The organism is Nitratireductor basaltis (assembly GCF_000733725.1).
GTDB classification, from domain to species: Bacteria; Pseudomonadota; Alphaproteobacteria; order Rhizobiales; family Rhizobiaceae; genus Chelativorans; species Chelativorans basaltis.
In genome coordinates this window covers 1,227,963-1,251,436 of the sequence record NZ_JMQM01000001.1, presented here as the reverse complement: position 1 = coordinate 1,251,436, position 23,474 = coordinate 1,227,963, and the positions used below count along the sequence as shown (strand labels likewise).

Genomic DNA, 23,474 nt, shown 5'->3' with positions numbered 1-23,474 from the left:
CCAAGCCCGGGGGCGAGAAGCGCCCGGGCGAAAGGCATTTATGAACGATCCGGTGTTTTTCAGCCCCGCCCGCCACTATCAGGCGGGCGAAATTGCAGCGCTTACGGGCGCGCAACTCGCAGATGATCGCTCTGCGCCAAACGTGATCACGCATCTCGCACCTGTCGCTGAAGGCGGCGAGGGCGCGTTGGTTTTCATCGATCCGAAGCGCAAGAACCCCGACCTCCAGTCCCTGAATGCGGCAGCAATCCTGTGCAGCCAGCAGCATGTGGCGTCCGTACCCAGTGGCGTTGCCGTGCTCGTCACCGACAAGCCGCAGATGGTATTCGCCGCTGTTGGGCGTCTTCTCTATCCGCAAGCGGTCCGTCCGCATCCCATGACTGGTGAGATCGGCATCTCGCCCCGCGCCGTCATTGCCGATTCCGCGGTCGTGGAGCAGGGCGCAACGGTCGAAGCCGGCGCAGTCCTCGGTGCGAATGTGCAGATCGGTTCTGGCACGGTGGTTGCGCCGAACGCCGTCGTCGGTCCCGGCACACGCATCGGACGCGACTGTTTCATCGGACCCAATACGAGTGTGCAGCACGCACTTCTGGGGGATCGCGTCATACTCCATGGCGGCGTGCAGGTCGGCCAGGACGGGTTCGGCTTTTTGCCCGGACCGAAAGGCCTCGAGAAGAACCCGCAGATCGGGCGCGTTGTCATCCAGGATGATGTCGAGATCGGTGCCAATACGACGGTTGATCGCGGTGCCTTGTCCGATACGATCATCGGCGAGGGTACCAAGATCGATAATCTCGTGCAGGTCGCGCATAATGTGCGCATCGGTCGGGGATGCGTGATCGCCGGCCATTGCGGTCTGTCCGGCTCGGTCGTGATCGGCGATTATGTGATGCTGGGCGGCCGCGTCGGCATTGCTGATCACATCACGATTGGCGACCGCGTCCAGCTGGCCGCTTCCAGCGGTGTGATGAACGATATTCCAGCCGGCGAGCGCTGGGCAGGTTCGCCTGCACAGCCCATGCGCCAGGCATTCCGTGAGATCGCCGCGTTACGCGGTCTTGTTGAGGAAAAGAACAAGGGAAAGAAGCGCAATGACTGACGCGAGTGAAAAGCTTAACAGCCTCGATATCCTGGGACTTCTTGAGGCGCTTCCGCACCGCTATCCTTTCCTTCTGGTCGACCGGATCGAGAATATCGACGCCGACAACTCAGCCGTCGGCATCAAGAACGTTACTTTCAACGAGCCGCACTTCATGGGACATTTTCCCGGACAGCCTGTCATGCCCGGCGTGTTGATTGTTGAAGCCATGGCTCAGACGGCTGGCGCGATTTGCATCAAGAGTGCAGGCGACGAACAGCCATCGGTGGTTTATTTCATGACCATCGACAACGCCAAGTTCCGCAAGCCGGTGGTGCCGGGTGATCGCCTGGAAATCCACGTGCAGAAGCAGAAGCAGCGGGGCAATATCTGGAAGTTCGCCTGCGAGGCCAAGGTTGACGGCACGAAGGTTGCCGAAGCGACCATTTCCGCGATGATGTCGGGCAAGGACTGAAGGCGCATTCCTTGATGTCAGCTCGCACACAGATCCATCCAAGCGCGGTCATAGAAGAAGGCGCGGAAATTGGCGCAGGCGTGCGTATCGGGCCCTTCTGCCATATCGGCTGCGATGTGGTGCTCAAGGATGATGTTGTCCTTGTCGGACATGTCAGCATCCAGGGGCATACCACCATTGGCGAAGGCTGCGAGATCCATCCTGGTGCCGCGCTCGGCGGGCCGCCGCAGGATCTGAAATATGACGGTGCACCGACCACCTTGTCGGTGGGGCGAAATTGCATCATCCGCGAAGGCATGACCATCCACCGGGGCACCGAAAAAGGGCGCGGTACGACCGTGGTCGGTGATGACTGCTACCTGATGGCCTATAGCCATGTGGCGCATGACTGTATCGTCGGCAACAAGGTCACCATGGCCAATTACGCCGGGCTGGGCGGGCATTCCGAAATCGGGGACGGCGTCATCCTGTCGGGCTATGCCGCCGTTCATCAGTTCGTGCGTGTGGGCCATCACGCCTTCCTCGGCGGTTTTGCAGCGGTGGTCGGCGATGTCATACCCTACGGCATGGCTGTCGGTGATCGCGCAAAGCTGCGGGGTCTAAATGTGGTCGGCATGAAGCGGTCCGGCATGGCGCGAAGCGAACTATCCGCGTTGCGCAAGGCTTACCGCATCCTGTTCGATCCATCAGCGCCGATGGCGGCAAATATTGCCCGCGTCGAGGAATCCTTCGCTGGTTCCGCGGTCGTGGATGACATGCTCTCATTCGTTCGTGGCCAGGAGAAACGGCATTTCACCGTACCGCCGCGCGGACGGTCCGGCGATGATGAAGATGCAGATGCGGCCGAGGGCTGAGGCGGCAAACAGGAAGCAAGAAGGCGGACGCGTCGCCGTGGTCGCCGGTAGCGGCATGCTGCCCCGCCAGGTGGTCGACGCGCTGCTTCGGCAAGGTGAAAAGCCATATATCGTCGCGATAGAAGGCGAGGCCAAACCATCAGACTATGCGGAGCTCGATATACGACCGGTTCCGCCGGCCCGGTTGGCATTGATGCTCCCGGAACTTTCCAGACTGGGGGTCGACCGGCTCGTCCTGGCCGGGGGTGTTGCCACGCGACCGCCATTGCGCCAATTGCGCTTTCCGCCAGCCTTCCTTCTGCAGCTTCCACGCCTGATAAAGGCCTATGCGCAAGGGGATGACGGGCTGCTGCGCGCGGTTATCGGATTTATCGAAAGCCGTGGCATCAAGGTTGTCGGTGCGCACGAGATCGCACCTGATCTGCTGGCACCTGCAGGCCCACTGGGTCGCGTCAGGCCAAACCGAAATGACCTGCGCGACATCAAGGCCGCGGCTGAAGCGGCAAGAGCAATCGGTTCCCTCGATATAGGGCAGGCTGCCATTGCGGTAGGCGGACGCGCTGTTGCGCTCGAAGGTATAGAAGGTACCGATGGTCTCCTTGAGCGCATGAAAGCATTGCGCGATCATGGGCGTCTTGCCGGTGCCAGAGGCGGCGTGCTGGCAAAATGTGCCAAACCGCAACAGGATGCCCGTGCTGACCTTCCCGCCATCGGCCCGCAAACCATAGTGGATGCAGCACAGGCCGGCCTGTCGGGCATAGCCGTGGATGCGGAGCGGGCAATGGTGCTCGACATGGCAGAAACGATAAAGCGTGCAGATGAACTGGGCCTGTTCGTGCTGGGGATGCGGGAGAGCGATAATTGAGCGATCAGCCCATGCGCATTGCAATTGTCGCCGGCGAGGAGTCGGGAGACATCCTCGGCGCGGATCTCGTCTCGGCGCTCGAACGCCAGTCCGGCAGAAAGGTAGAGCTTGTCGGTGTGGGTGGCCGCAATCTTCAGGCGCTCGGGCTGAAGAGCCTCTTCCGCTCCGAGGAAATCGCATTGATGGGGGTTTCGGCAATCATTCGGGATTTGCCGCGTCTGCTTCGTCGAATTCGCCAGACTGCTTCCGCAATCGTCGAGGCGAGACCCGAATGCCTCATCACGATCGATAGCCCCGAATTCGCGCTGCGTGTCGCACGCCGTGTTCATGAAGCCAGGCCGGATCTGCCCATTGTGCACTATGTGTGCCCCAGTGTCTGGGCATGGCGCCCGGGCCGTGCGGCCCAGATGAAGCCGTATGTGGATCATATCCTGTGCCTGCTACCATTCGAACCGAAGGTCCTGCGGGAACTGGACGGGCCGGCAGGAACATATGTCGGACACCGGCTTAATGCGGACAGCAATCTCCTGGCCGCAGCCCATGAGCAACTCGCACGTCCACCAAAGGTTCACTCAGCCAGGAAAAACCTGCTTGTCCTGCCCGGTTCCCGCCGCGGCGAAGTAACGAAGCTGCTCAAGCCCTTTGGCCAGACGGTGAAACAGCTCGCCGATCGCGGGCATGAATTCGAACTTCTCCTGCCAACCGTGCCCCATGTGGAAAAGCTGGTGGAGCAGGGGACCCGGGACTGGGTCGTTGCCCCGCGGATCATCTTGGATGAACAGGAAAAGTGGCGGGCTTTCGCACAAGCAGATGCGGCCCTTGCATGTTCGGGAACCGTTGCCCTTGAACTGGCGCTTGCCCGGATACCCTTCGCAAGCTGCTACAAGACAGACCCGCTCGCGCGCATGCTGATATCCATGATCACGGTCTGGTCGGCGTCTCTGCCCAATCTCATCGCGGGCTGGCCGGTCGTGCCGGAATTCTTCGACGACTTCGTGCGGCCGGAATATCTCGCGCGCCTTACCGAACAGTTGTGGGAGGATACGCCCACACGGCAGGCACAGCGCGAGGGATTTGCCCAGGTCGCAGCCGCATTGTCCACACCTGAGCCTTCGGGCGAACTGGCGGCAAAAGCGGTGCTGAACCTGTTGTCGCGCTGAAAGCGGCTGCCTATTCGGCAGCCTGCTTGGCCGGGCGGCGCTCCAGAAGTTCCTTCAGGAAATGACCGGTATAGCTGCGAGGCTCCGCGATCACTTCCTCGACCGAGCCGGCAGCAACCAGTTCACCACCACCGTCACCACCTTCCGGCCCAAGGTCCAGAATCCAGTCGGCTGTCTTGATCACCTCCAGATTGTGCTCGATCACGACAACCGTATTGCCCTGATCCACCAGTTCATGCAGCACTTCCAGAAGCTTGGCGACATCATGGAAATGCAGGCCGGTGGTGGGCTCGTCGAGGATGTAGAGCGTCTTGCCGGTCGCGCGTTTCGACAACTCCTTGGCAAGCTTGATGCGCTGCGCCTCGCCGCCTGAAAGTGTGGTGGCCTGCTGGCCGATGTGGATATAGCCAAGCCCCACGCGTGCAAGGGTGGCAAGCTTGTCGCGTACACCGGGGACCGCGGCGAAAAACTCGACGCCTTCCTCGACAGTCATCTCAAGAACATCTGCAATCGACTTGCCCTTGAAGGTAACTTCCAGCGTCTCGCGATTGTAGCGCTTGCCGTGACAGACATCGCAGGTGACGTAGACATCGGGCAGGAAGTGCATCTCGATCTTGATGACACCATCACCCTGACAGGCTTCACAGCGCCCGCCCTTCACGTTGAACGAGAACCGCCCTGGCTGGTATCCGCGCGCCTTGGCTTCCGGCAGGCCGGCAAACCAGTCGCGGATCGGTGTGAAGGCACCGGTATAGGTTGCCGGATTGGAGCGCGGTGTACGCCCGATGGGCGACTGGTCGATGTCGATGACCTTGTCGAGAAACTCCAGACCCTCGATCCGGTCATGCTCGGCAGGATGCTCCCGGCTGCCCATTATGCGGCGCGAAGCCGCCTTGAAGAGGGTTTCGATGAGGAATGTCGACTTGCCGCCACCTGAAACGCCGGTCACGCATGCAAAAGTGCCAAGCGGAATGTCCGCTGTGACGTCTTTCAGGTTGTTGCCGCGCGCACCGACCACGCGAACGCGCCGCTTCTTCGAGATTTCGCGGCGTTTCTCCGGTTTCGCAATGCCCATTGCACCGGTCAGATACTTGCCGGTGAGCGAATTGGGATTGGCCATGATTTCGGCAGGGGTTCCTTCCGCTATGATGCGCCCGCCATGAACACCGGCAGCAGGACCAATGTCCACCACATGGTCGGCCGTCAGAATGGCATCCTCGTCATGCTCGACCACGATCACGGTGTTGCCGAGGTCGCGCAGATGTCGAAGCGTCGACAATAGCCGGTCATTGTCGCGCTGGTGCAGGCCGATTGATGGCTCGTCGAGCACGTAGAGAACGCCGGTCAGACCGGACCCGATCTGTGAGGCAAGGCGGATGCGCTGGCTTTCACCACCCGACAAGGTGCCCGAATTGCGCGAAAGCGACAGATAGTCGAGGCCGACATCGTTCAGGAAGACCAGCCGCTCGCGAATCTCCTTGAGGATGCGGGCAGCGATCTCGTTCTGCTTGTCGTTCAGACGTGCAGGAAGTGCGTCGAACCATTCGCGCGCATTCTTGATGGATTTGGCGGTAACTTCGCCGATATGGAGTCCGTCGATCTTGACGGCCAGTGCCTCGGGCTTGAGGCGGTAGCCGCTACAGGCGGGACAGGGATGGGCGGACATGTAACGCTCGATTTCCTCGCGCATCCAAGCCGATTCCGTTTCCTTCCAGCGCCGCTGAAGATTGGTTATTACCCCTTCGAACGGTTTCGTCGTGCGATAGCTGCGCAAGCCGTCATTGTAATCGAATGCGATCTTCTTCGTGCCGGTACCATGCAGTACGGCCTTGCGCGCTTCCGGCGACAGTTCTTTCCAGCGGTTCGAAACCTTGAAACCGAATTGCTTGCCGAGCCCTTCCAGCGTCTGCAGGTAATAGGGTGACGTGCTTTTCGCCCAGGGCGCGATGGCTCCTTCACGCAGAATTGCGTTCTCATCGGGAATGACGAGATCCGTGTCGACGTCGCGCTGGCTGCCCAGCCCGTCGCAAGTGGGACAGGCACCGGCAGGGTTGTTGAACGAAAAGAGGCGTGGCTCGACCTCCGAGATCGTGAAGCCCGAAACCGGGCAGGCAAACTTTTCCGAGAAGACGACCCGCTCATGCGTTTCGTTCTTCGACTTGTTCGCAGAACCGCCGCTTGAAGTCTCGTCTTCGGGAAGCGGCTTGTCGGCAAATTCGGCGACCGCCAGGCCACCCGAAAGCGTGAGACAGGTTTCCATCGAATCCGCCAGCCGCGTCGCCATGTCGTCACGCACGACGATACGGTCCACGACCACGTCGATATCGTGCTTGTACTTCTTGTCGAGTGCTGGAACATCAGCGATCTCGTAAAACGTGCCGTCCACTTTCACCCGCTGGAAACCGCGCTTCTGCAGGTCCGCCAGTTCCTTGCGATACTCGCCCTTGCGGCCACGAACGATGGGCGCGAGGATGTAGAGCCGCGTGCCTTCCTCGAATTCGAGGACACGGTCGACCATCTGGCTGACGGTCTGGCTCTCGATCGGAAGCCCGGTCGCGGGCGAATAGGGAATGCCCACACGCGCAAACAGCAGGCGCATGTAATCGTAGATCTCGGTGACCGTCCCCACGGTTGAGCGCGGGTTTTTCGACGTCGTCTTCTGCTCGATGGAGATCGCCGGCGAAAGGCCATCGATCTGATCGACATCGGGCTTCTGCATCATTTCGAGGAATTGGCGCGCATAGGCCGACAGACTTTCGACATAGCGCCGCTGGCCTTCGGCATAGATCGTGTCGAATGCAAGCGAGGACTTGCCCGATCCAGAAAGGCCGGTCATGACGATCAGCTTTTCGCGCGGAAGATCAAGATCCACATTCTTGAGATTATGCTCGCGCGCGCCGCGTATGGTGATGTGCTTGTTCTCGGGCATGCCCCGTCGCTGCCTTGTAGATCTATTGCAATAAGCCTAAACTCAGCCTTGCCTCATGTAGGTAGGTGCTGAGCGATGTCGATGGTCACATGCGCATGGCTGCCATTCTTTTGCGTGTTTACATGCCCTGAGGCAAGTAAAAAGAACAAAGAAGGAACAGTCTCCTGACATTATCGATCACATTTTCAGGCGACTTCTTGACGCGAGGTGATGTTGGTAGCACTCTTCATCTTACAGCCTGCGTTGCCGGACAAGCCCGAGACGGTGACATGGCTGCCCGAAGGTAGTGGATCTGGGAGTGAGGCATGACTCCACCTGACTGTTGCTAAAGGCTCTGTCACTGAATAGAGCCACGCCGACCTGCCGCAAACCGGTTTCAGTCGCGACAATGCCAGGCATGGCAATGCGCAGACGGCGCTTCAAAACACATCGCTGGTTAAACATGAAGGCGGAGTTCCGCCAAGATTAGATCCGGCTAGAGGCCGGCATAGGTCAGAAGACCGAAAAAGCCCTGTCAGTCTTGATTGGCTACAGGGCTTTTTTGCGAGGTTCCTTATTGAAGCCATTCCATCTCCTCTTGTCTGATGAAGCGGGATGGCCTAGAACAAAATAAGAACGAAAGATTTGTGGACGAAGCGGGTGTCAGTCGCAGCATTTGCGGCTGCAGCGTTTGAATTCCTTTAGAGTATGTCGCAACGGAAGTGCCGCATGGAGCGGCGAAGGCTGAATTTGAGTGGAGTTGGGCAATGGCAGGCAGCGTCAATAAAGTCATACTGGTCGGCAATCTTGGTGCCGATCCCGAGATCCGCCGCCTCAATTCTGGCGATCCGGTTGTCAATCTGCGCATCGCCACCTCTGAAACCTGGCGCGACCGCGGTACGGGCGAACGCCGGGAACGCACCGAGTGGCACAATGTCGTGATCTTCAACGACAATCTTGCAAAGGTCGCCGAGCAGTATCTGAAGAAGGGCGCCAAGGTTTATCTGGAAGGTCAGCTGCAGACACGCAAGTGGCAGGACCAGCAGGGCCAGGACCGTTACACGACGGAAGTCGTGCTGCAGAAATTCCGCGGCGAGCTGCAGATGCTCGATACGCGCGGGCAGGGCGGCGACAACCAGATCGGCTATGGCGGCGGCGGTGGCGGTGGCCAGCGCTCCGATTTCGGCCAGTCCAGCCCCGCTGAACCCTCCGGTGGCGGCGGGGGCGGTGGCTACTCCCGCGATCTGGACGACGAAATCCCGTTCTGATCCTCAAAGTCGCCCACGGGGAGTCTGCCAATGAATTTCGAACTGACTGAGCGTGACGCACAGACCCTGTTCGGGATGATCTGGCAGGGTTCCCATGAGGAGGCTGCGCGAGGCGAGGTGAAGAAGGTCATCTCGCTGATGGAGGCGTTGAGGCAGAAGGCCGTGGCTGCTGTCGGTGAAGATGGTGGCGAATACGAGCATAGCGGTCTCATCGGCATCTCCCGGAACGACCGTCCGTACGGCTTTCGATATCTGGTCGCGCTGCCTGCCGCCTTGGCTGCCCATGTCAGCCATGAGGACATGCGCGGGCACGACTTTCCCCGCATGTCATTCGCCACCGCCTGGCACGGCGCGGAAGACGGCGACGTCTTTTCCCATTACCAGTCCATGTCTGATTGGATAGAGGCGCAGGGCCTGCAATGGGCGAGACGTGTGCTGCATCACCGTGAGGAATATACCGCGCCTGCCATCCTCCAGGGCGCGCCCGTTTTGCGTCTCATGATGCCGGTGGAAAAGTCTTAATCAGATATTTTCCGACAAGCCGCTGAACGCCTTTCTCGGCTTCGCGCGGTGGCAGCTATCGATTGTCCTGGGCTTGCTATCCGCCAGCTGCCGTCGCACCCGCGAGCTGGAAAAGATCCTTTATGCCGTCGGAGACAAACTGCACCGCAAGTGCTGCCAGAAGGACGCCAAGCAGCCGTGTAAGGATTGAGCGGCCGGTCTCTCCCAGAAAGGCATCAACGCGCTCGGCCAGTACGAATACCGAATAGGTGATCAGGAGGACCAGCGCGATGATGCCGAAGAGAGCTGCTTTCCCCAGTGGGTCGGAAAACTCGCCCGACAGCAGCACCGAGGCGGAGATCGCGCCTGGGCCCGCAATCAGCGGTATGGCCAGCGGGAAAGCAGCAATATTGTGGATCTCGTCGCGGGTGATGGCGCGTTTGGCGCTCTTCTCATGGCGCTCCTGCCGACGCTCGAAAATCATCTCGAACGCAATCCAGAACAAAAGCACTCCGCCGGCGACGCGAAAGGCCGGCAGCGTGATGCCGAGAACGGACAGGATCACGCTTCCTGCCAATGCGAACACGGTCAGCACGAGAAGTCCGATCAGGCAGGCACGCACCGCCACCTGACCGCGCTCTGCCCGGTTCATGCCGGCGGTTACGCCCAGAAAGAGCGGTGCAAGGCCGGGTGGGTCCACCGTCACGAGCAAGGTTACAAGCGCGTTCAGCATGGCTTCAAAACCCGGCATGAAAAGCTCCAATCCCGACCGGCTTTCAGCCGGCAATTCCTGATTTGCTGACTGCTTGGCAGCGCGTGTTTGAGCGATTTTTGACCGCTTGCGCGCAAGCTTTGCCTCATTTCTTCGCTTTCGTCCACAGGCCAACCCATATCTACCTGATATCGTTGGCAAAATAAGCTGTGGTTGAAGGCCGGCAAAATTGGAGTCCCCCGTCAGCTTCCTATATAAGAAGCGTATGATTCTTTAACCGGAATGTGAAACCGCTTTGACAGACCAGACGACGCCGAACGGGCCGATCGAGCCTGACGACATCGAGCCAATTTCCATCATCGAGGAGATGCAGCGCTCCTATCTCGATTACGCGATGAGCGTGATCGTCTCGCGCGCGCTGCCGGATGTGCGCGACGGCTTGAAGCCGGTTCATCGCCGCATCCTCTATGCTTCCTATGAGAGCGGCTATCACTGGAACCGCAAATATGTGAAATCGGCGCGGCCCGTTGCCGACGTGATGGGTAAATACCACCCGCATGGCGACGCGGCGATCTACGACGCCTTGGTGCGCATGGCTCAGCCTTGGTCCATGCGACTGCCGCTGATCGACGGGCAGGGCAATTTTGGCTCGATCGACGGCGATCCTCCGGCAGCGATGCGTTACACGGAATCGCGCCTGACCAAGGTGGCCGAAGATCTCCTCAACGACATCGACAAGGATACGGTCGAGTTCCAGGATACCTATGACGGCTCCGCCAGCGAGCCCAAGGTTCTGCCAGCGCGTTATCCGAATCTGCTGGTCAATGGTTCCGGCGGCATCGCCGTCGGCATGGCGACGAATATTCCGCCCCACAACCTGTCGGAAGTCATCGATGGTTGCGTGGCGCTGATCGAAAATCCGGCAATGTCTGTCAATCAGATGATGGAAATCATCCCCGGTCCGGATTTCCCGACCGGCGGCATCATCCTGGGACGCGCGGGTATCCGCAGCGCCTATGAGACAGGCCGTGGTTCCGTGGTCATGCGCGGGCGCGTGGATATCGAAAACATCCGCAATGACCGCGAAGCCATCATCATCAGCGAAGTTCCCTACCAGGTGAACAAGGCGGCCATGATCGAGAAGATGGCCGAACTCGTGCGTGACAAGCGCATTGAGGGTGTCTCCGACATTCGGGACGAGAGTGACCGCCAGGGCTATCGCGTGGTCATCGAGCTGAAGCGCGAGGCCATGGCCGATGTCGTGCTGAACCAGCTCTACCGCTATACGCCGCTGCAGACATCCTTCGGCTGCAACATGGTGGCGCTCAATGGTGGCAAGCCGGAGGTCCTGAACCTCCTCGACATGTTGCGCGCCTTCGTTCACTTCCGCGAGGACGTGGTCAGCCGGCGCACGAAATATCTGCTGCGCAAGGCGCGTGAGCGCGCCCATGTGCTGGTCGGCTTGGCAATTGCTGTTGCCAATATCGACGAGGTCATCAAGCTTATCCGCCACGCGCCCGATCCGCAGACGGCGCGCGAACAGCTGATGACCCGCCGCTGGCCCGCGCAGGACGTCGAAGCGTTGATCCTTCTGATCGACGATCCGCGCCACCGAATAAACGAAGACGGCACCTACAACCTGTCCGAAGAGCAGGCGAGGGCGATCCTCGAGCTGCGTCTGCAGCGCCTGACTGCTCTTGGTCGCGACGAGATTGCCGACGAGTTGAACAAGATTGGTGCGGAGATCTCGGACTTCCTGGAAATCCTCTCGTCCCGCGCGCGCATTCAGCAGATCGTCAAGGACGAACTGATTGCGGTGAAGGATGAGTTCGGCACACCGCGTCGCACCGAGATTTCCGATGCCGGTGCGGATATGGATGACGAAGACCTCATCCCGCGCGAGGACATGGTCGTCACGGTCACTCACAAGGGCTACATCAAGCGCGTTCCGCTCTCTCTCTACCGAGCGCAGGCTCGCGGCGGCAAGGGCCGCTCGGGCATGTCCACCAAGGACGAGGATTTCGTCACGCGACTGTTCGTGGCCAACACGCACACGCCGATCCTGTTCTTCTCCTCACGCGGTATCGTCTACAAGGAGAAGGTCTGGCGCCTGCCGGTGGGCTCGCCCCAATCGATAGGCAAGTTCCTTCGCAACATGCTGCCGCTTCAGGAAGGCGAACGAATCACGACGATCATGCCGCTGCCCGAGGACGAGGACAGCTGGGACGATCTCTACGTAATGTTCGCCACCACGCGCGGAACCGTGCGTCGGAACAAGCTTTCCGACTTCGTGCAGGTAAACCGCAACGGCAAGATTGCCATGAAACTGGATGAGGATGGTGACGAGATCCTCGGCGTCTTTACCTGTACCAGTGACGACGACGTGTTGCTCACGACCGCAGCAGGCCAGTGCATCCGTTTCCCCGTGGATGATGTACGCGTCTTCGCCGGACGCAATTCAATCGGCGTGCGCGGTATCAATCTGGCGGAAGGTGACAAGGTCATCTCGATCGCCATTCTTTCCCATGTCGAAGCCACGCCCGCTGAACGTGCGGCCTACCTGAAGCAGGCAGCCAATGAGCGGCGCCTTGCCTCCGGTGAGGATGAGGATGTCGCTCTGACCAATGAGGATGTCGGGGAAGAAACCGAACTCGGCATGGATCGCTACATGCAATTGCGTGAAGCGGAGCAGTTTGTGCTCACAGTCAGCGAATTCGGCTACGGCAAGCGTTCATCGAGCTATGATTTCAGGGTAATCGGTCGCGGAGGCAAGGGCATTCGCGCCACCGACATCTCCAAGGCCGACGAGATCGGCCCGGTCGTGGCCGCGTTCCCGGTAGAGAAGGATGACCAGATCATGCTGGTCTCGAACTCCGGCCAGGTGATCCGCGTTCCCGTTGCCGGCATACGCATTGCCAGCCGCGCGACCAAGGGTGTTACCATCTTCAACACCGCAAAAGGTGAGCGGGTCGTGTCGGTGGAACGTATTTCCGAACCTCAGGATGAGGCGGAAGAAGTGTTGGCGGAAGCTGCGGAAGCCGAAGGCGTTGAGGGAGACACACCCCAGGCCACGCAAGCATCAGAGACGCCAGATGCCTCCGATACTTCTGACACGGAAGAATAAACTCGCAATCGGCGGTCGCCTACGGGCGACTGCTTCTTCCGCTTGGGCGCACGCAAAGCTTTAGCGGCGATATGGGTAAGTGTCGCGCGCTACACGGTTTTCCAGCTTCACGCGCTGGGTCTCTTCATTGAGGCTGATGGCTGTTGCGATCAGCATTGCAAAGGTCATTGCGGCGGCGAGTGTAAAGATCAGCATATCCATTCTCCTTGCCCGCTAAACGAAGTAAACGTCGATTTTGTTTCATTGCTTCCTGGAAACTGTCACATTGCGGGCAAACCAGCACTGAACGACAAGTTCATCCTCAGTTCATCTACACGGACAAGCCACGGCCTCGTGAGCAGCTGGAAAGGCGAGTTGAAGTCATGATCGAGCCCGGCATCCTGATCTCCTACACAATCGCCTGCGCGCTTCTCGTCATGGTACCCGGTCCCTCGGTCACGGTTATCGTGGCCAACTCGCTGCGCCACGGAGCGGGAGCCGGATTGCAGAACGTGTTCGGTACCCAGTTGGGACTTGCGTCCATGATCGCAGTCCTTGCGGCCGGGTTGTCCGCGGTCATCGCCTCGATGGGCTGGTTGTTCGAGATCTTGCGTCTGGTTGGCGCCGCCTATCTGATCTGGCTCGGCTACAAAATGTGGCGCTCTGACGGGCAATTGGCGGAAGACGCGCGCAGCCCTGCGCGCAATTCTTTCATTCTGCAGGGCTTCATAGTGATCTGGTCAAACCCGAAGGCCTTGTTGTTCTTCGGAGCCTTCATTCCGCAATTCGTCGATCCTGTTCACTCACCTGGCGCTCAGACTGTCATATTGGGCTCTGTCTTCATGGCTGTCGCGACCGTCGGGGATTCGCTTTACGCTTTCGCGGCCGCCGGGGCAGGCAGGTTTCTAACACGAACCCGCATAAGGATCGTGGAACGCGTTTCGGGCAGTTTCCTCATCTGCGGCGGTTTGTGGCTGGCGCTGACACGCCGTGCCTGATCCCGGTTGACTTGAAGCTGGTGAGAAGCACTAATCCCGCAACCAGACAGTCCCGAGCGGGAGAACCCGATGAGTGTAAGAACCGCTTTCTATGCAGGCTCCTTCGATCCTTTGACGAATGGCCACCTTGATGTCCTCAAGGGTGCGCTCACCGTTGCCGACCGGATCGTGCTCGGGATAGGGCTACATCCGGGCAAGAAACCGCTTTTCTCCTTCGAGGAGCGCGTGGAACTCATCGAGAAATCGGCGGCAGACGAGCTTGGATCCGACAAGAGCCGTATAGAAGTCGTCGCTTTCGATAATCTCGTCATTGATGCCGCGCGCGATCATGGTGCCTCGATCATCATACGCGGCCTTCGAGACGGTACGGATCTTGATTACGAGATGCAGATGGCGGGAATGAACGAAACAATGGCACCGGATCTGCAGACTGTCTTTCTGCCGGCCAGCCCATCCGTGCGTACGATTACGGCAACGCTCGTTCGCCAGATCGCAAGCATGGGCGGGGACATCGCGCCTTTCGTCCCGGTAGCCGTGCGCCGTGCGCTTGTGGCGAAATTCGCGTCCTGATGTCCATGTTCCAGTTGCCGCCACATTCGGCAGGCATCACGTCAGTCTTGTAACCAACGGAGATTTTTCATGCGTCTGGCACGTTTTGCCGCCTCCACGCTGCTTGCAGCAGCGCTGGCCTTCCCCTTCGCCGCCCATGCCGCAGATCCGGAAAACACGCTGGTCATCGAACTGAAGGATGGCACGGTCGAAATCGCGTTGCGCCCTGACCTGGCGCCGAAACATGTTGAGCGCATCAAGGAACTGGCCCGTTCCGGTGCCTATGACAATGTGGCTTTCCACCGTGTGATCGATGGCTTCATGGCCCAGACCGGTGACGTCCAGTTCGGCGATATGGAAGATGGCTTCAATCCCGCACGTGCGGGTACGGGAAGTTCCGAGCTGCCTGATCTTCCGGCCGAATTCTCCAAGGCCACCTTCGAGCGCGGTACGGTCGGTATGGCCCGCTCGCAGGATCCGAATTCGGCCAATTCGCAGTTCTTCATCAATTTCGCCCCGGCACCCTTCCTCAATGGTAGCTACACCATTGTCGGGGAGGTGGAATCGGGTATGGAACATGTCGACGCCATCAAGCGTGGTGACAAGGACCGGAACGGCGTTGTTGAAGACCCGGACCGCATGATCGATGTCCGCGTGAAAGCGGACGAGTAGCAGAAGAGAAGGGGGCGTCCTCATGAGTGAAATCAAGGACCCGGAAAACACAATCATCCTCGAGACGACCAAGGGCAAGGCTGTTGTCCAGCTCTTCCCGGACGTCGCGCCGAACCATGTCGCGCGCATCAAGGAACTGGCCCGCGAGAAGTTCTATGACGGCATCGTGTTCCACCGCGTCATCGACGACTTCATGGCGCAGACGGGTGATCCGACTGGCACCGGCATGGGCGGCTCCGACAAGCCGGACCTGAAAGCCGAGTTCTCGAACATGTCGCACGAGCGCGGCACCTGCTCCATGGCCCGTTCGCAGAACCCGAACTCTGCCAATTCGCAGTTCTTCATCTGCTTCTCCAAGTCGCCCTGGCTCGACCGTCAGTATTCGGTCTGGGGCCAGGTTGTCGAAGGCATGGAAGCCATCGATGAACTGAAGCGCGGGGAGCCGGTTCAGGACCCCGACAAGATCGTCACAATGCGTGTGGCCGCAGATCTCGCCTGAGGGCGACATGATGAAGCGCCCGGATGGTGGTTCCGTCCGGGCGCGAAATGCTGTAGCAGCAGCGCATGCGCGTAGAACAATTCGACTTCGAACTCCCGGAAGAACTCATTGCCCTGCGTCCGGCAAGTCCCCGCGATTCCGCGCGGCTGCTGGAGGTCGAGGGCGCGCGTCTTGATAATCGCCACGTCCGTGATCTCACGCAGATCCTGCGCGCAGGCGACGCGCTCGTTTTCAATGATACGAAGGTTGTGCCCGCTCGGCTGAATGGCATCCGTCAGCGCGGCGAAGCCATTGCCCATATCGAGGCGACGCTTCACATGCGCACCGGCGCAGATCGCTGGAAGGCTTTCATCAAGCCTGCCAAGCGCGTGAAGGAGGGCGAGATCATTCGCTTCGGGGCTGATGGCGGCGCTTGTGAGGGCGCTACGCTTGATGCCACGGTCGCCGAGAAAGGCGAGGCGGGTGAGGTTCTTCTCGTCTTCGATATGTCCGGTCCTGTACTCGACGAGCGCATAGCGATGGTGGGGCAGATGCCCCTGCCGCCCTATATCGCCGCCAAACGTCCGGAAGACGAACGCGACGCCATCGATTACCAGACCGTCTATGCCAAGGAAGAAGGTGCGGTCGCAGCACCCACGGCCGGCCTGCATTTCACGCCGGAGCTTCTGGAAAACCTCGCCGCGATGGGCGTTGAAGAACATTATGTGACGCTGCATGTGGGTGCCGGCACTTTTCTGCCGGTGAAGGTGGAAGACACCAATGACCACAAGATGCACTCCGAATGGGGTGAAGTGGATGAAGCGACAGCCGACGCACTGAATGCGGTTAAAGCCAGGGGCGGCCGTATCGTCTCCGTTGGCACGACATCCCTGCGCCTCCTGGAAAGTGCTGTTGACGAAAAGGGCCGGATCATTCCGTGGAGCGGCGAGACGGATATCTTCATCACGCCGGGCTATCGCTTCCACACGGCAGACATGCTGATGACAAATTTTCATCTGCCAAAATCAACGCTCTTCATGCTGGTCAGCGCCTTTGCCGGTTTTGAAACGATGAAGCGCGCCTATGCCCATGCCATCGAGTATGGCTACCGTTTCTATTCCTACGGCGATTCAAGCCTTCTTTACCGGGAAGATCAGTGAGCGAGAATTTCACATTCAACCTGCTGGCACGTGACGGTGCTGCACGCCGCGGCGAAATCACCATGCCGCGCGGCACGGTACGAACGCCCGCTTTCATGCCGGTGGGTACCGCCGGAACCGTCAAGGCCATGTATCTCGATCAGGTGCGTGAACTTGGCAGCGACATCATACTGGGCAACACCTATCATCTGATGCTGCGCCCCGGCGCCGAACGCATGGCGCGGCTTGGTGGCCTGCATGAATTCGCACGCTGGCCACATCCGATCCTGACCGATTCCGGCGGATTCCAGGTCATGTCCCTGGCAGACCTGCGCAAGATCACCGAGAAGGGCGTCACCTTCCGCTCGCATGTGGATGGCCAGGTGTTCGAAATGTCGCCTGAGCGCTCGATCGAGATCCAGGGACTGCTCGATTCCGACATCCAGATGCAGCTCGATGAATGTATCGCACTTCCCGCAGAACGTTCCGAGATCGAGCGTGCGATGGAACTGTCGCTGCGCTGGGCCGAGCGCTGCAAGACCGCGTTCGGCGACCAGCCCGGCAAGGCGATGTTCGGCATCGTCCAGGGCGGCGATGACGTGAAGCTGCGCGAGCGTTCCGCACAGGCGCTGAAGGCGCTCGACCTGAAGGGCTATGCCGTCGGAGGGCTTGCGGTGGGTGAGCCGCAGGACGTCATGTTCGAGATGCTAGAGGCGACCTGTCCTCAACTTCCCGAAGAAAAGCCCCGTTATCTCATGGGCGTAGGGACGCCTGACGATATTCTCGGTGCGGTCGCCCGCGGCATCGACATGTTCGACTGCGTCATGCCGACGCGGGCCGGGCGTCATGGCCTTGCCTATACGCGCCACGGCAAGATCAACCTGAAGAACGCCCGTCACGCGGAAGATCCGCGCCCGCTGGATGAAGAGAGCAACTGTCCGGCAAGCCGCGACTATTCTCGTGCATATCTCCATCACCTGGTGCGTTCGAACGAGGCTCTGGGCGGGATGCTCCTGACCTGGAACAACCTTGCCTACTATCAGTCGCTGATGGCCGATATCCGCTCCGCGATCGAGCAAGGCAGGTTCACCGAACGCGCTGCGGAGATTCGCGCGGCATGGGCCCGGGGCGACATCCCGCCGCGTTAGCCTCGTGGCTTTGCCGACTTCTTATGCACGGCCTGCATGATCGGTAATCATTGGCAGTCGTCTGAGCCTGCTGCTTGTGCAATACGATGCAAGTGGCAGAAATGACTTGCCTTTTGTTCCGAGGCGATTTGAAATGCTTGCTGGAAAGGGAGCATTTCGTGTCGTTTTTTGATGAAATGCAGTCGGGGGCTGGCCCACGTTCGCCTTATGAGGCTTACCAGCAATGGCTGAACCAGCAGGATGCTGCACGGTTGGGCTCGAAGGCGCGAGACGCGGAGCGTGTCTTCCGCAAGACCGGCATCACATTTGCAGTCTACGGTGAGGAAGAAGCTGCCGAACGGCTGATACCCTTCGATATCGTGCCACGGATCATATCGGGCCGCGAATGGCGCCGGTTGGTGCAAGGCATCGAACAACGCGTGCAGGCGTTGAATGCATTTCTGGACGACATCTATCATCGACAGGAGATTTTGCGCGCGGGACGCATTCCACGCGAGATCATCGCCAACAACGATGCCTTCCTGCCCGAGATGATTGGCGTGCGTCCACCAGGCGGCGTCTACACTCACATTATCGGCGTTGACATCGTACGCACCGGCGAGGACGAGTTCTACGTGCTGGAAGACAATGCACGCACGCCATCCGGTGTTTCCTACATGCTGGAAAACCGCGAGACCATGATGCAGCTCTTTCCAGAACTGTTTCAGCAGGTCAGTGTGCGGCCGGTCGAGAATTACCCGCAATTGCTGCGCAATTCGCTGGGCAATGTGCGCCCACGCAATTGCGAGGGTGCGCCTCGCATAGCAATTCTTACTCCCGGCAGTTTCAATTCCGCCTATTTCGAGCATGCCTTCCTGGCCGACCAGATGGGAGTGGAACTGGTGGAAGGTCAGGACCTGCGCGTGGTGGATGGTCGCGTGGCGATGCGAACCACGCAAGGCTACAAGCCGATTGACGTGCTCTACAGGCGGGTCGACGACGATTTTCTGGACCCGCTCACATTCAGGCCGGACTCGGCCCTGGGTGTGCCCGGCATTATGGATGTCTATCGTGCCGGCAACATCACCATCGCCAATGCGCCGGGGACTGGTATTGCCGATGACAAGGCAATCTATTCCTATATGCCGGAGATCATCGAGTTCTATACGGGAAGGAAGGCGATCCTTCAGAATGTGCCGACATGGCGCTGTTCGGAGCCGGACAGTCTTGCCTATGTTCTCGAGCATCTGCAGGAACTTGTGGTCAAGGAAGTGCATGGCTCTGGTGGCTACGGCATGCTTGTCGGCCCTGCCGCTTCCCGAAAGGAACGCGAAGCCTTCGCGGAGAAGCTGAAGGCGAGACCCTCGAACTACATCGCGCAACCCACGCTTTCGCTATCCACCTGTCCGGTGCTGACCGACAAGGGCCTCGCGCCGCGGCATGTGGATCTTAGGCCTTTCGTGCTCGTGTCCGACACGATCCGCATAGTTCCCGGCGGATTGACACGTGTGGCAATGCGCGAAGGTTCTCTTGTGGTGAATTCTTCGCAGGGCGGTGGAACGAAAGACACCTGGGTGCTTAATGACTAGGTCACGCTCATGCTTGGGCGCGGGAAAGGAAACAGGCTGACGAGATGTTATTGGGGCGGGCGGCGAACGGACTGTTTTGGGTCAGCCGATATATTGAGCGAGCCGAGAATATGGCGCGCCTTGTCGATACGGGCCTGCGTCTTTCCCTGACGGAAATCAGCACCGCTTCGGACGAGTGGGGTTCGGTCTTGTCGAGTGCCGGTGTGCGCGGTGCTTTCGAGGCAACGCACAGCGAATATTCCACCTTGGCAGTGGCCGATTTCCTGCTTCGTGACCTGACCAATCCGTCGAGCGTTCTCTCCTCGATGGAAACAGCACGCATGAATGCGCGAATGGTGCGCACGACGCTGACACGTGAAGTCTGGGAAGCGATCAACGAAGCCTGGATGACCTTCCGCCGCCTTCTGACTTCGCCGGTTGACGAACGTGATCTGCCTGCCGTGCTTGACGCCATCAAGAGGGAGACCGCACTGATACGTGGCACCTTCCAGGGCACCATGCTGCGCAACGAGATATTCGAATTTGCACAGCTTGGCACATTGATCGAACGCGCCGACAACACCGCGCGCATTCTCGACGTCAAATATTTCGTCCTTCTGCCAAGTGCTGCCTGGGTCGGCTCGATGCTCGACACGAGCCAATGGCAGACGATCCTGCGCTCGGTCTCCGCGCATCGCTCCTATCGCTGGACCTATGAGGGCGAATACAGCCCCGCAAATGTGGCGGATCATCTGATCCTCAACCGGCGGATGCCGCGTTCGCTTGCCTTTTGCTATCACGGCATTGCCGGTGGGCTTGATGCGCTTGGCCAGGATTATGGCAGCCAACAGCCTTCCTATGACGTGGCGATAAACACGCTGGCAAATCTGCAGGACACTTCAATCGAGGATATCGTGGATCGCGGGCTTCATGAATTTCTCAGATCCTTCATACGCGACAACGCCCGGCTGGCCGATCAGATCGCCACCGATTATCGGTTCAACTGAGGCAGGTACATGCGGCTGAAGATATCTCACACTACCGAATACTCGTATGATCTGCCGGTCAGCTATGCCCTGCAGAGATTGCGCCTCTTCCCCAGGAGCGGCCCCACCCAGAAAGTGGTGGAGTGGAAGATGTCGATCGATGGCGGACGTGAAGAGGTGCGCTACGATGACAGCTATGGCAATGACACACGCCTGCTGAGCGCCGAAGGCAGCACCAACACGATCAGTGTCTCGGTATCGGGAGTGGTGGAAACACGCGAGAGCAACGGCATCAGCGGCCCGCATCGCGGTCTGGCGCCCCTCTGGCTGTTTCAGCGCACCAGCGCCCAATGTGAAGCGGGCGAGAGCATCAGGAGGCTCGCGGAAGAACATCCTGCTCATGACGAGGGAGACGCGGTCAGGCTGCACGGTCTCATGAAGGCGATTGGCGAGCGCGTTTCATATGTCACGCACGCGACCGATGTCATGACCACGGCTGAAGAAGCATTGCAGCGTGGCGAGGGTGTGTGCCAGGACCACAGTCACATCTTCATCGCTGCCGCACGCCTCATGGGCTATCCAGCCCGCTATGTCAGCGGCTATCTGCGCATGGATGGTGTGGACGAGCAGACGGCCAGCCATGCCTGGGCTGAAGCGCATGTGGACGGTCTGGGCTGGGTCGGATTTGACTGCTCCAACGGAATTTCGCCCGATGAGCGCTATGTGCGGATAGCCATCGGCCGCGATTACCGCGAGGCCAAGCCGATCGCGGGGATTAGACATGGATACTCTGAAGAAGCGCTTGCGGTTCACATTACTGTCGAGCAGTAATCATAGAAGGTGATTCCTGAAGGGCGCTAAAAGGCCATGACCTACTGCGTTGGGTTGAAGATCGATCGCGGACTGGTCTTCATGTCGGATACCCGCACGAATGCCGGCGTCGACAATGTCTCCGTTTTCCGGAAGATGCATAGCTGGGCAAAGCCCGGTGAGCGGGTTCTGGTTCTTCTGTCCGCAGGCAATCTGGCAACAACCCAGGCTGTAATCAGCCTGCTTGAAGAACGTTCTAAAGCCCCCGACGAGAGAAATCCGACAATCCTTGAAGCGCCATCAATGTATCAGGCGGCTCGGCTTGTCGGTGACACGGTCAAGGAGGTGATCCAGCAATCCGCGCCGACAGGCCAGAACGCGGATGCTTTCGGGGCTTCCTTCATCCTTGGTGGCCAGATCAACGGGATGGAACCGCGCCTCTTCCTGATCTATCCCGAAGGCAATTTCATCGAGTCCGGTGAAGACACGCCATTCTTCCAGATTGGCGAGACGAAATACGGCAAACCCATCCTGGTGCGCGCGCACGAGCCCACAATGAGTTTTGAGGAAACCGTGAAGCTATTGCTGGTTTCCTTCGACTCCACCCTGAAATCCAATCTGTCTGTCGGAATGCCGCTTGATCTGCTCTACTACGAGCGGGACAGTTTCAAGATCGCGATGCAGAAGCGGTTCGAGCAGGATGATAGCTATTACCGGGCAATTTCAGACGGTTGGTCTTCGGCCCTTAAAACAGCATTCGCAAGCCTGCCGGACTTCATGCGCTGAATCGAGCCGTTGACAAGCGAGGCTGTGCGACACCGGCCCACACAAACTGAAACGACAGGTTCAATTCTCATGACCCAAACCACGGCTGGATCCTGTTTGTGTGGCGCCGTCCGATATGAAGTGTCGGGTGGTTTCGAGAGCTTCTTCCTATGTCACTGCAAGCGCTGCCGAAAGGATACCGGCTCAGCACATGCAGCCAATCTGTTTTCGACAAGTGCGACGATAGCATGGGTATCGGGCCGTGAGAGCGTTCAGACCTACCGCGTGCCCGAGACCCGGCACGAAAGAAGTTTCTGCACCAAATGTGGCTCTGCAGTGCCCAGTGTTGTGATGGATGGCGCTTTGCTGGTTGTGCCTGCCGGAAGCGTTGATGGTGAAATCGACACACAACCAACCGCGCATATCTGTTTTACAAGCCGAGCGGACTGGTACACACGGCTGGAAGACACACCAAGACTGGATGGGCTTCCAGGCCAGGTCTGACGCCACCCACTGTCGGCGGTGGATCTAAACCATCAAGCAATGGCCGCGAAGCAAACCTGATCAACTTTCCGACCTGCAGGGCGCGAGAGTTGTAGACCCGCAGCATTGCGTCAGACTTTCATTTACTTTCGTTTTTGATAGTATCTCCAAAACGAAAGTGAGCCCATGGTCCTTTTACCCCGGCATGAAGAGATATTGCAGCTCGCACGTGAGCACGGGCGCGTTGCGGTGGACGATCTGGCGCAGCGCTTTGACGTCTCGCCACAGACCATACGCAAGGATCTGAACGATCTTTGCGAACAGCGGCTCCTGAGCCGTATCCATGGGGGAGCGGTATTGCCCTCCGGTATCGAGAATATGGAATATGAAGCGCGGCGCGACATGTCCGCGGGTGAAAAGCGCGCCATCGGACAGGCCGCAGCGCAGCTTGTTCCCAACAGTGCGTCTCTCTTCATCAATATCGGCACCACGACCGAAGCTGTCAGTGATGCGCTGCTCGATCACGAGGGTCTTCTGGTCATCACCAACAATATCAACGTGGCCAACCGGATGCGGGTCTATCCGCAAATCGAGGTCATTATCGCCAGTGGCGTGGTACGCGGTTCCGATGGCGGCATCGTCGGTGAGGCGGCGGTGGATTTTTTCCGCCAGTTCAAGGTGGATTATGCCGTTATCGGTGTTTCCGCCGTGGACGAAGATGGCTCGCTCTTCGATTTCGATTTCCGGGAAGTGAAGGTTGCGCAGGCCATCATCGCCAATGCAAGGCATGTGATACTTGTCACCGACTCGTCCAAGTTCGACCGCACGGCGCCTGTGAGGATCGGCCACGTCTCGCAGGTCGATACCTTCATCACCGATAGCTGCCCCAGTCACGCATTCCGGCGGATCTGCGCCGACGCGAATGTGTCATTGATCGAAACCAGCAGGGCCTGATCGGCGGAAAGCAAATTGCAG

23 protein-coding genes are annotated in these 23,474 nt (G+C 59.1%); 20 read left to right on the top strand and 3 right to left on the bottom strand.

All coding sequences use genetic code 11. The features are described 5' to 3' along the window. The first annotated feature begins 40 nt into the window (after positions 1-40). The 5 genes from lpxD to lpxB are packed head-to-tail and all read left to right on the top strand — an operon-like array spanning position 41 to position 4,432. The gene (lpxD, locus tag EL18_RS05955; protein WP_036480791.1) at positions 41-1,099 is read left to right on the top strand and encodes a UDP-3-O-(3-hydroxymyristoyl)glucosamine N-acyltransferase; all 1,059 of its coding nucleotides are present in this window, start codon (positions 41-43) and stop codon (positions 1,097-1,099) included. Beyond that, positions 1,092-1,553 carry a 3-hydroxyacyl-ACP dehydratase FabZ gene (fabZ, locus tag EL18_RS05950; protein WP_036480788.1) on the top strand — a complete coding sequence of 154 codons (462 nt, stop codon included), beginning with the start codon at positions 1,092-1,094 and terminating at the stop codon, positions 1,551-1,553. The genes lpxD and fabZ overlap by 8 nt, the downstream gene beginning before the upstream one ends. A 14-nt stretch (positions 1,554-1,567) precedes the next feature. Beyond that, positions 1,568-2,407, top strand: coding sequence for an acyl-ACP--UDP-N-acetylglucosamine O-acyltransferase (gene lpxA / locus EL18_RS05945; RefSeq protein WP_036480786.1), 840 nt, complete (start codon positions 1,568-1,570; stop codon positions 2,405-2,407). Further along, complete coding sequence (locus EL18_RS05940; RefSeq protein ID WP_036480784.1) at positions 2,376-3,272, top strand: LpxI family protein; 897 nt, start codon at positions 2,376-2,378, stop codon at positions 3,270-3,272. Before lpxA ends, EL18_RS05940 begins: the two co-directional genes overlap by 32 nt. 11 nt (positions 3,273-3,283) lie before the next feature. Beyond that, positions 3,284-4,432 (top strand): lipid-A-disaccharide synthase, encoded by a 1,149-nt coding sequence (gene lpxB, locus EL18_RS05935; RefSeq protein ID WP_036484116.1) that lies wholly within the window; start codon positions 3,284-3,286, stop codon positions 4,430-4,432. A gap of 10 nt (positions 4,433-4,442) precedes the next feature. On the opposite strand, the gene uvrA is transcribed toward lpxB, so the two are convergent. Continuing rightward, positions 4,443-7,361: an excinuclease ABC subunit UvrA gene (gene uvrA, locus EL18_RS05930; protein WP_036480781.1), complete on the bottom strand. Its 2,919-nt coding sequence runs from the start codon at positions 7,359-7,361 to the stop codon at positions 4,443-4,445. 746 nt (positions 7,362-8,107) lie between these two features. Here uvrA and EL18_RS05925 point away from each other — a divergent pair. Continuing rightward, complete coding sequence (locus EL18_RS05925; protein WP_036480779.1) at positions 8,108-8,608, top strand: single-stranded DNA-binding protein; 501 nt, start codon at positions 8,108-8,110, stop codon at positions 8,606-8,608. A 30-nt stretch (positions 8,609-8,638) separates the two neighbouring features. Then, positions 8,639-9,130 (top strand): hypothetical protein, encoded by a 492-nt coding sequence (locus tag EL18_RS05920; RefSeq protein WP_036480776.1) that lies wholly within the window; start codon positions 8,639-8,641, stop codon positions 9,128-9,130. A 76-nt stretch (positions 9,131-9,206) separates the two neighbouring features. Here EL18_RS05920 and EL18_RS05915 read toward each other — a convergent pair whose 3' ends face one another. Beyond that, the gene (locus tag EL18_RS05915; RefSeq protein ID WP_036484113.1) at positions 9,207-9,860 is read right to left on the bottom strand and encodes a MarC family protein; all 654 of its coding nucleotides are present in this window, start codon (positions 9,858-9,860) and stop codon (positions 9,207-9,209) included. Positions 9,861-10,116: 256 nt separating this feature from the next. Here EL18_RS05915 and gyrA point away from each other — a divergent pair, with 256 nt between their 5' ends. Continuing rightward, positions 10,117-12,945 (top strand): DNA gyrase subunit A, encoded by a 2,829-nt coding sequence (gyrA, locus tag EL18_RS05910; RefSeq protein ID WP_036480774.1) that lies wholly within the window; start codon positions 10,117-10,119, stop codon positions 12,943-12,945. A gap of 60 nt (positions 12,946-13,005) precedes the next feature. Here the strand turns inward: gyrA and EL18_RS18270 are convergent, their stop codons facing one another. Further along, positions 13,006-13,140, bottom strand: a complete 135-nt coding sequence (locus tag EL18_RS18270) for a hypothetical protein (protein ID WP_280113656.1) — start codon at positions 13,138-13,140, stop codon at positions 13,006-13,008. 167 nt (positions 13,141-13,307) lie between these two features. Here EL18_RS18270 and EL18_RS05905 point away from each other — a divergent pair, with 167 nt between their 5' ends. The 12 genes from EL18_RS05905 (at position 13,308) to EL18_RS05855 (ending at position 23,453) form a co-directional block, all read left to right on the top strand. Continuing rightward, the gene (locus EL18_RS05905) at positions 13,308-13,922 is read left to right on the top strand and encodes a LysE family translocator (protein ID WP_036480772.1); all 615 of its coding nucleotides are present in this window, start codon (positions 13,308-13,310) and stop codon (positions 13,920-13,922) included. 69 nt (positions 13,923-13,991) lie between these two features. Next, positions 13,992-14,492 carry a pantetheine-phosphate adenylyltransferase gene (gene coaD, locus EL18_RS05900; RefSeq protein WP_036480770.1) on the top strand — a complete coding sequence of 167 codons (501 nt, stop codon included), beginning with the start codon at positions 13,992-13,994 and terminating at the stop codon, positions 14,490-14,492. A gap of 69 nt (positions 14,493-14,561) precedes the next feature. Further along, complete coding sequence (locus EL18_RS05895) at positions 14,562-15,143, top strand: peptidylprolyl isomerase (protein ID WP_036480768.1); 582 nt, start codon at positions 14,562-14,564, stop codon at positions 15,141-15,143. Positions 15,144-15,165: 22 nt separating this feature from the next. Beyond that, positions 15,166-15,642, top strand: a complete 477-nt coding sequence (locus EL18_RS05890) for a peptidylprolyl isomerase (RefSeq protein ID WP_036480766.1) — start codon at positions 15,166-15,168, stop codon at positions 15,640-15,642. A 65-nt stretch (positions 15,643-15,707) separates the two neighbouring features. Then, positions 15,708-16,781: a tRNA preQ1(34) S-adenosylmethionine ribosyltransferase-isomerase QueA gene (gene queA, locus EL18_RS05885; protein ID WP_036480764.1), complete on the top strand. Its 1,074-nt coding sequence runs from the start codon at positions 15,708-15,710 to the stop codon at positions 16,779-16,781. Further along, positions 16,778-17,908, top strand: coding sequence for a tRNA guanosine(34) transglycosylase Tgt (gene tgt / locus EL18_RS05880; protein ID WP_036480763.1), 1,131 nt, complete (start codon positions 16,778-16,780; stop codon positions 17,906-17,908). The genes queA and tgt overlap by 4 nt, the downstream gene beginning before the upstream one ends. 158 nt (positions 17,909-18,066) lie before the next feature. Beyond that, on the top strand, positions 18,067-19,476 hold the full coding sequence (locus EL18_RS05875; protein ID WP_425277134.1) for a circularly permuted type 2 ATP-grasp protein: 1,410 nt from the start codon (positions 18,067-18,069) through the stop codon (positions 19,474-19,476). Between the two features lie 44 nt (positions 19,477-19,520). Then, entirely contained in the window at positions 19,521-20,462 is a 942-nt protein-coding gene (locus tag EL18_RS05870) for an alpha-E domain-containing protein (protein WP_036480761.1), read from the top strand. A 9-nt stretch (positions 20,463-20,471) separates the two neighbouring features. Beyond that, entirely contained in the window at positions 20,472-21,272 is an 801-nt protein-coding gene (locus EL18_RS05865) for a transglutaminase family protein (RefSeq protein ID WP_036480759.1), read from the top strand. 36 nt (positions 21,273-21,308) lie between these two features. Next, positions 21,309-22,037: a proteasome-type protease gene (locus EL18_RS05860; protein ID WP_036480757.1), complete on the top strand. Its 729-nt coding sequence runs from the start codon at positions 21,309-21,311 to the stop codon at positions 22,035-22,037. A 69-nt stretch (positions 22,038-22,106) separates the two neighbouring features. After that, complete coding sequence (locus tag EL18_RS17485; RefSeq protein WP_081871098.1) at positions 22,107-22,520, top strand: GFA family protein; 414 nt, start codon at positions 22,107-22,109, stop codon at positions 22,518-22,520. A gap of 165 nt (positions 22,521-22,685) precedes the next feature. Then, entirely contained in the window at positions 22,686-23,453 is a 768-nt protein-coding gene (locus tag EL18_RS05855; RefSeq protein ID WP_036480755.1) for a DeoR/GlpR family DNA-binding transcription regulator, read from the top strand. Positions 23,454-23,474: the final 21 nt, after the last annotated feature.

Coding starts and splice junctions, on each gene's coding strand:
- lpxD (WP_036480791.1), top strand. CDS start 41: ATGAACGATCCGGTGTTTTTCAGCCCCGCCCGCCACTATCAGGCGGGC.
- fabZ (WP_036480788.1), top strand. CDS start 1,092: ATGACTGACGCGAGTGAAAAGCTTAACAGCCTCGATATCCTGGGACTT.
- lpxA (WP_036480786.1), top strand. CDS start 1,568: ATGTCAGCTCGCACACAGATCCATCCAAGCGCGGTCATAGAAGAAGGC.
- EL18_RS05940 (WP_036480784.1), top strand. CDS start 2,376: ATGATGAAGATGCAGATGCGGCCGAGGGCTGAGGCGGCAAACAGGAAG.
- lpxB (WP_036484116.1), top strand. CDS start 3,284: ATGCGCATTGCAATTGTCGCCGGCGAGGAGTCGGGAGACATCCTCGGC.
- uvrA (WP_036480781.1), bottom strand. CDS start 7,361: ATGCCCGAGAACAAGCACATCACCATACGCGGCGCGCGCGAGCATAAT.
- EL18_RS05925 (WP_036480779.1), top strand. CDS start 8,108: ATGGCAGGCAGCGTCAATAAAGTCATACTGGTCGGCAATCTTGGTGCC.
- EL18_RS05920 (WP_036480776.1), top strand. CDS start 8,639: ATGAATTTCGAACTGACTGAGCGTGACGCACAGACCCTGTTCGGGATG.
- EL18_RS05915 (WP_036484113.1), bottom strand. CDS start 9,860: ATGCCGGGTTTTGAAGCCATGCTGAACGCGCTTGTAACCTTGCTCGTG.
- EL18_RS18270 (WP_280113656.1), bottom strand. CDS start 13,140: ATGCTGATCTTTACACTCGCCGCCGCAATGACCTTTGCAATGCTGATC.
- EL18_RS05905 (WP_036480772.1), top strand. CDS start 13,308: ATGATCGAGCCCGGCATCCTGATCTCCTACACAATCGCCTGCGCGCTT.
- coaD (WP_036480770.1), top strand. CDS start 13,992: ATGAGTGTAAGAACCGCTTTCTATGCAGGCTCCTTCGATCCTTTGACG.
- EL18_RS05895 (WP_036480768.1), top strand. CDS start 14,562: ATGCGTCTGGCACGTTTTGCCGCCTCCACGCTGCTTGCAGCAGCGCTG.
- EL18_RS05890 (WP_036480766.1), top strand. CDS start 15,166: ATGAGTGAAATCAAGGACCCGGAAAACACAATCATCCTCGAGACGACC.
- queA (WP_036480764.1), top strand. CDS start 15,708: ATGCGCGTAGAACAATTCGACTTCGAACTCCCGGAAGAACTCATTGCC.
- EL18_RS05870 (WP_036480761.1), top strand. CDS start 19,521: ATGTTATTGGGGCGGGCGGCGAACGGACTGTTTTGGGTCAGCCGATAT.
- EL18_RS05865 (WP_036480759.1), top strand. CDS start 20,472: ATGCGGCTGAAGATATCTCACACTACCGAATACTCGTATGATCTGCCG.
- EL18_RS05860 (WP_036480757.1), top strand. CDS start 21,309: ATGACCTACTGCGTTGGGTTGAAGATCGATCGCGGACTGGTCTTCATG.
- EL18_RS17485 (WP_081871098.1), top strand. CDS start 22,107: ATGACCCAAACCACGGCTGGATCCTGTTTGTGTGGCGCCGTCCGATAT.
- EL18_RS05855 (WP_036480755.1), top strand. CDS start 22,686: ATGGTCCTTTTACCCCGGCATGAAGAGATATTGCAGCTCGCACGTGAG.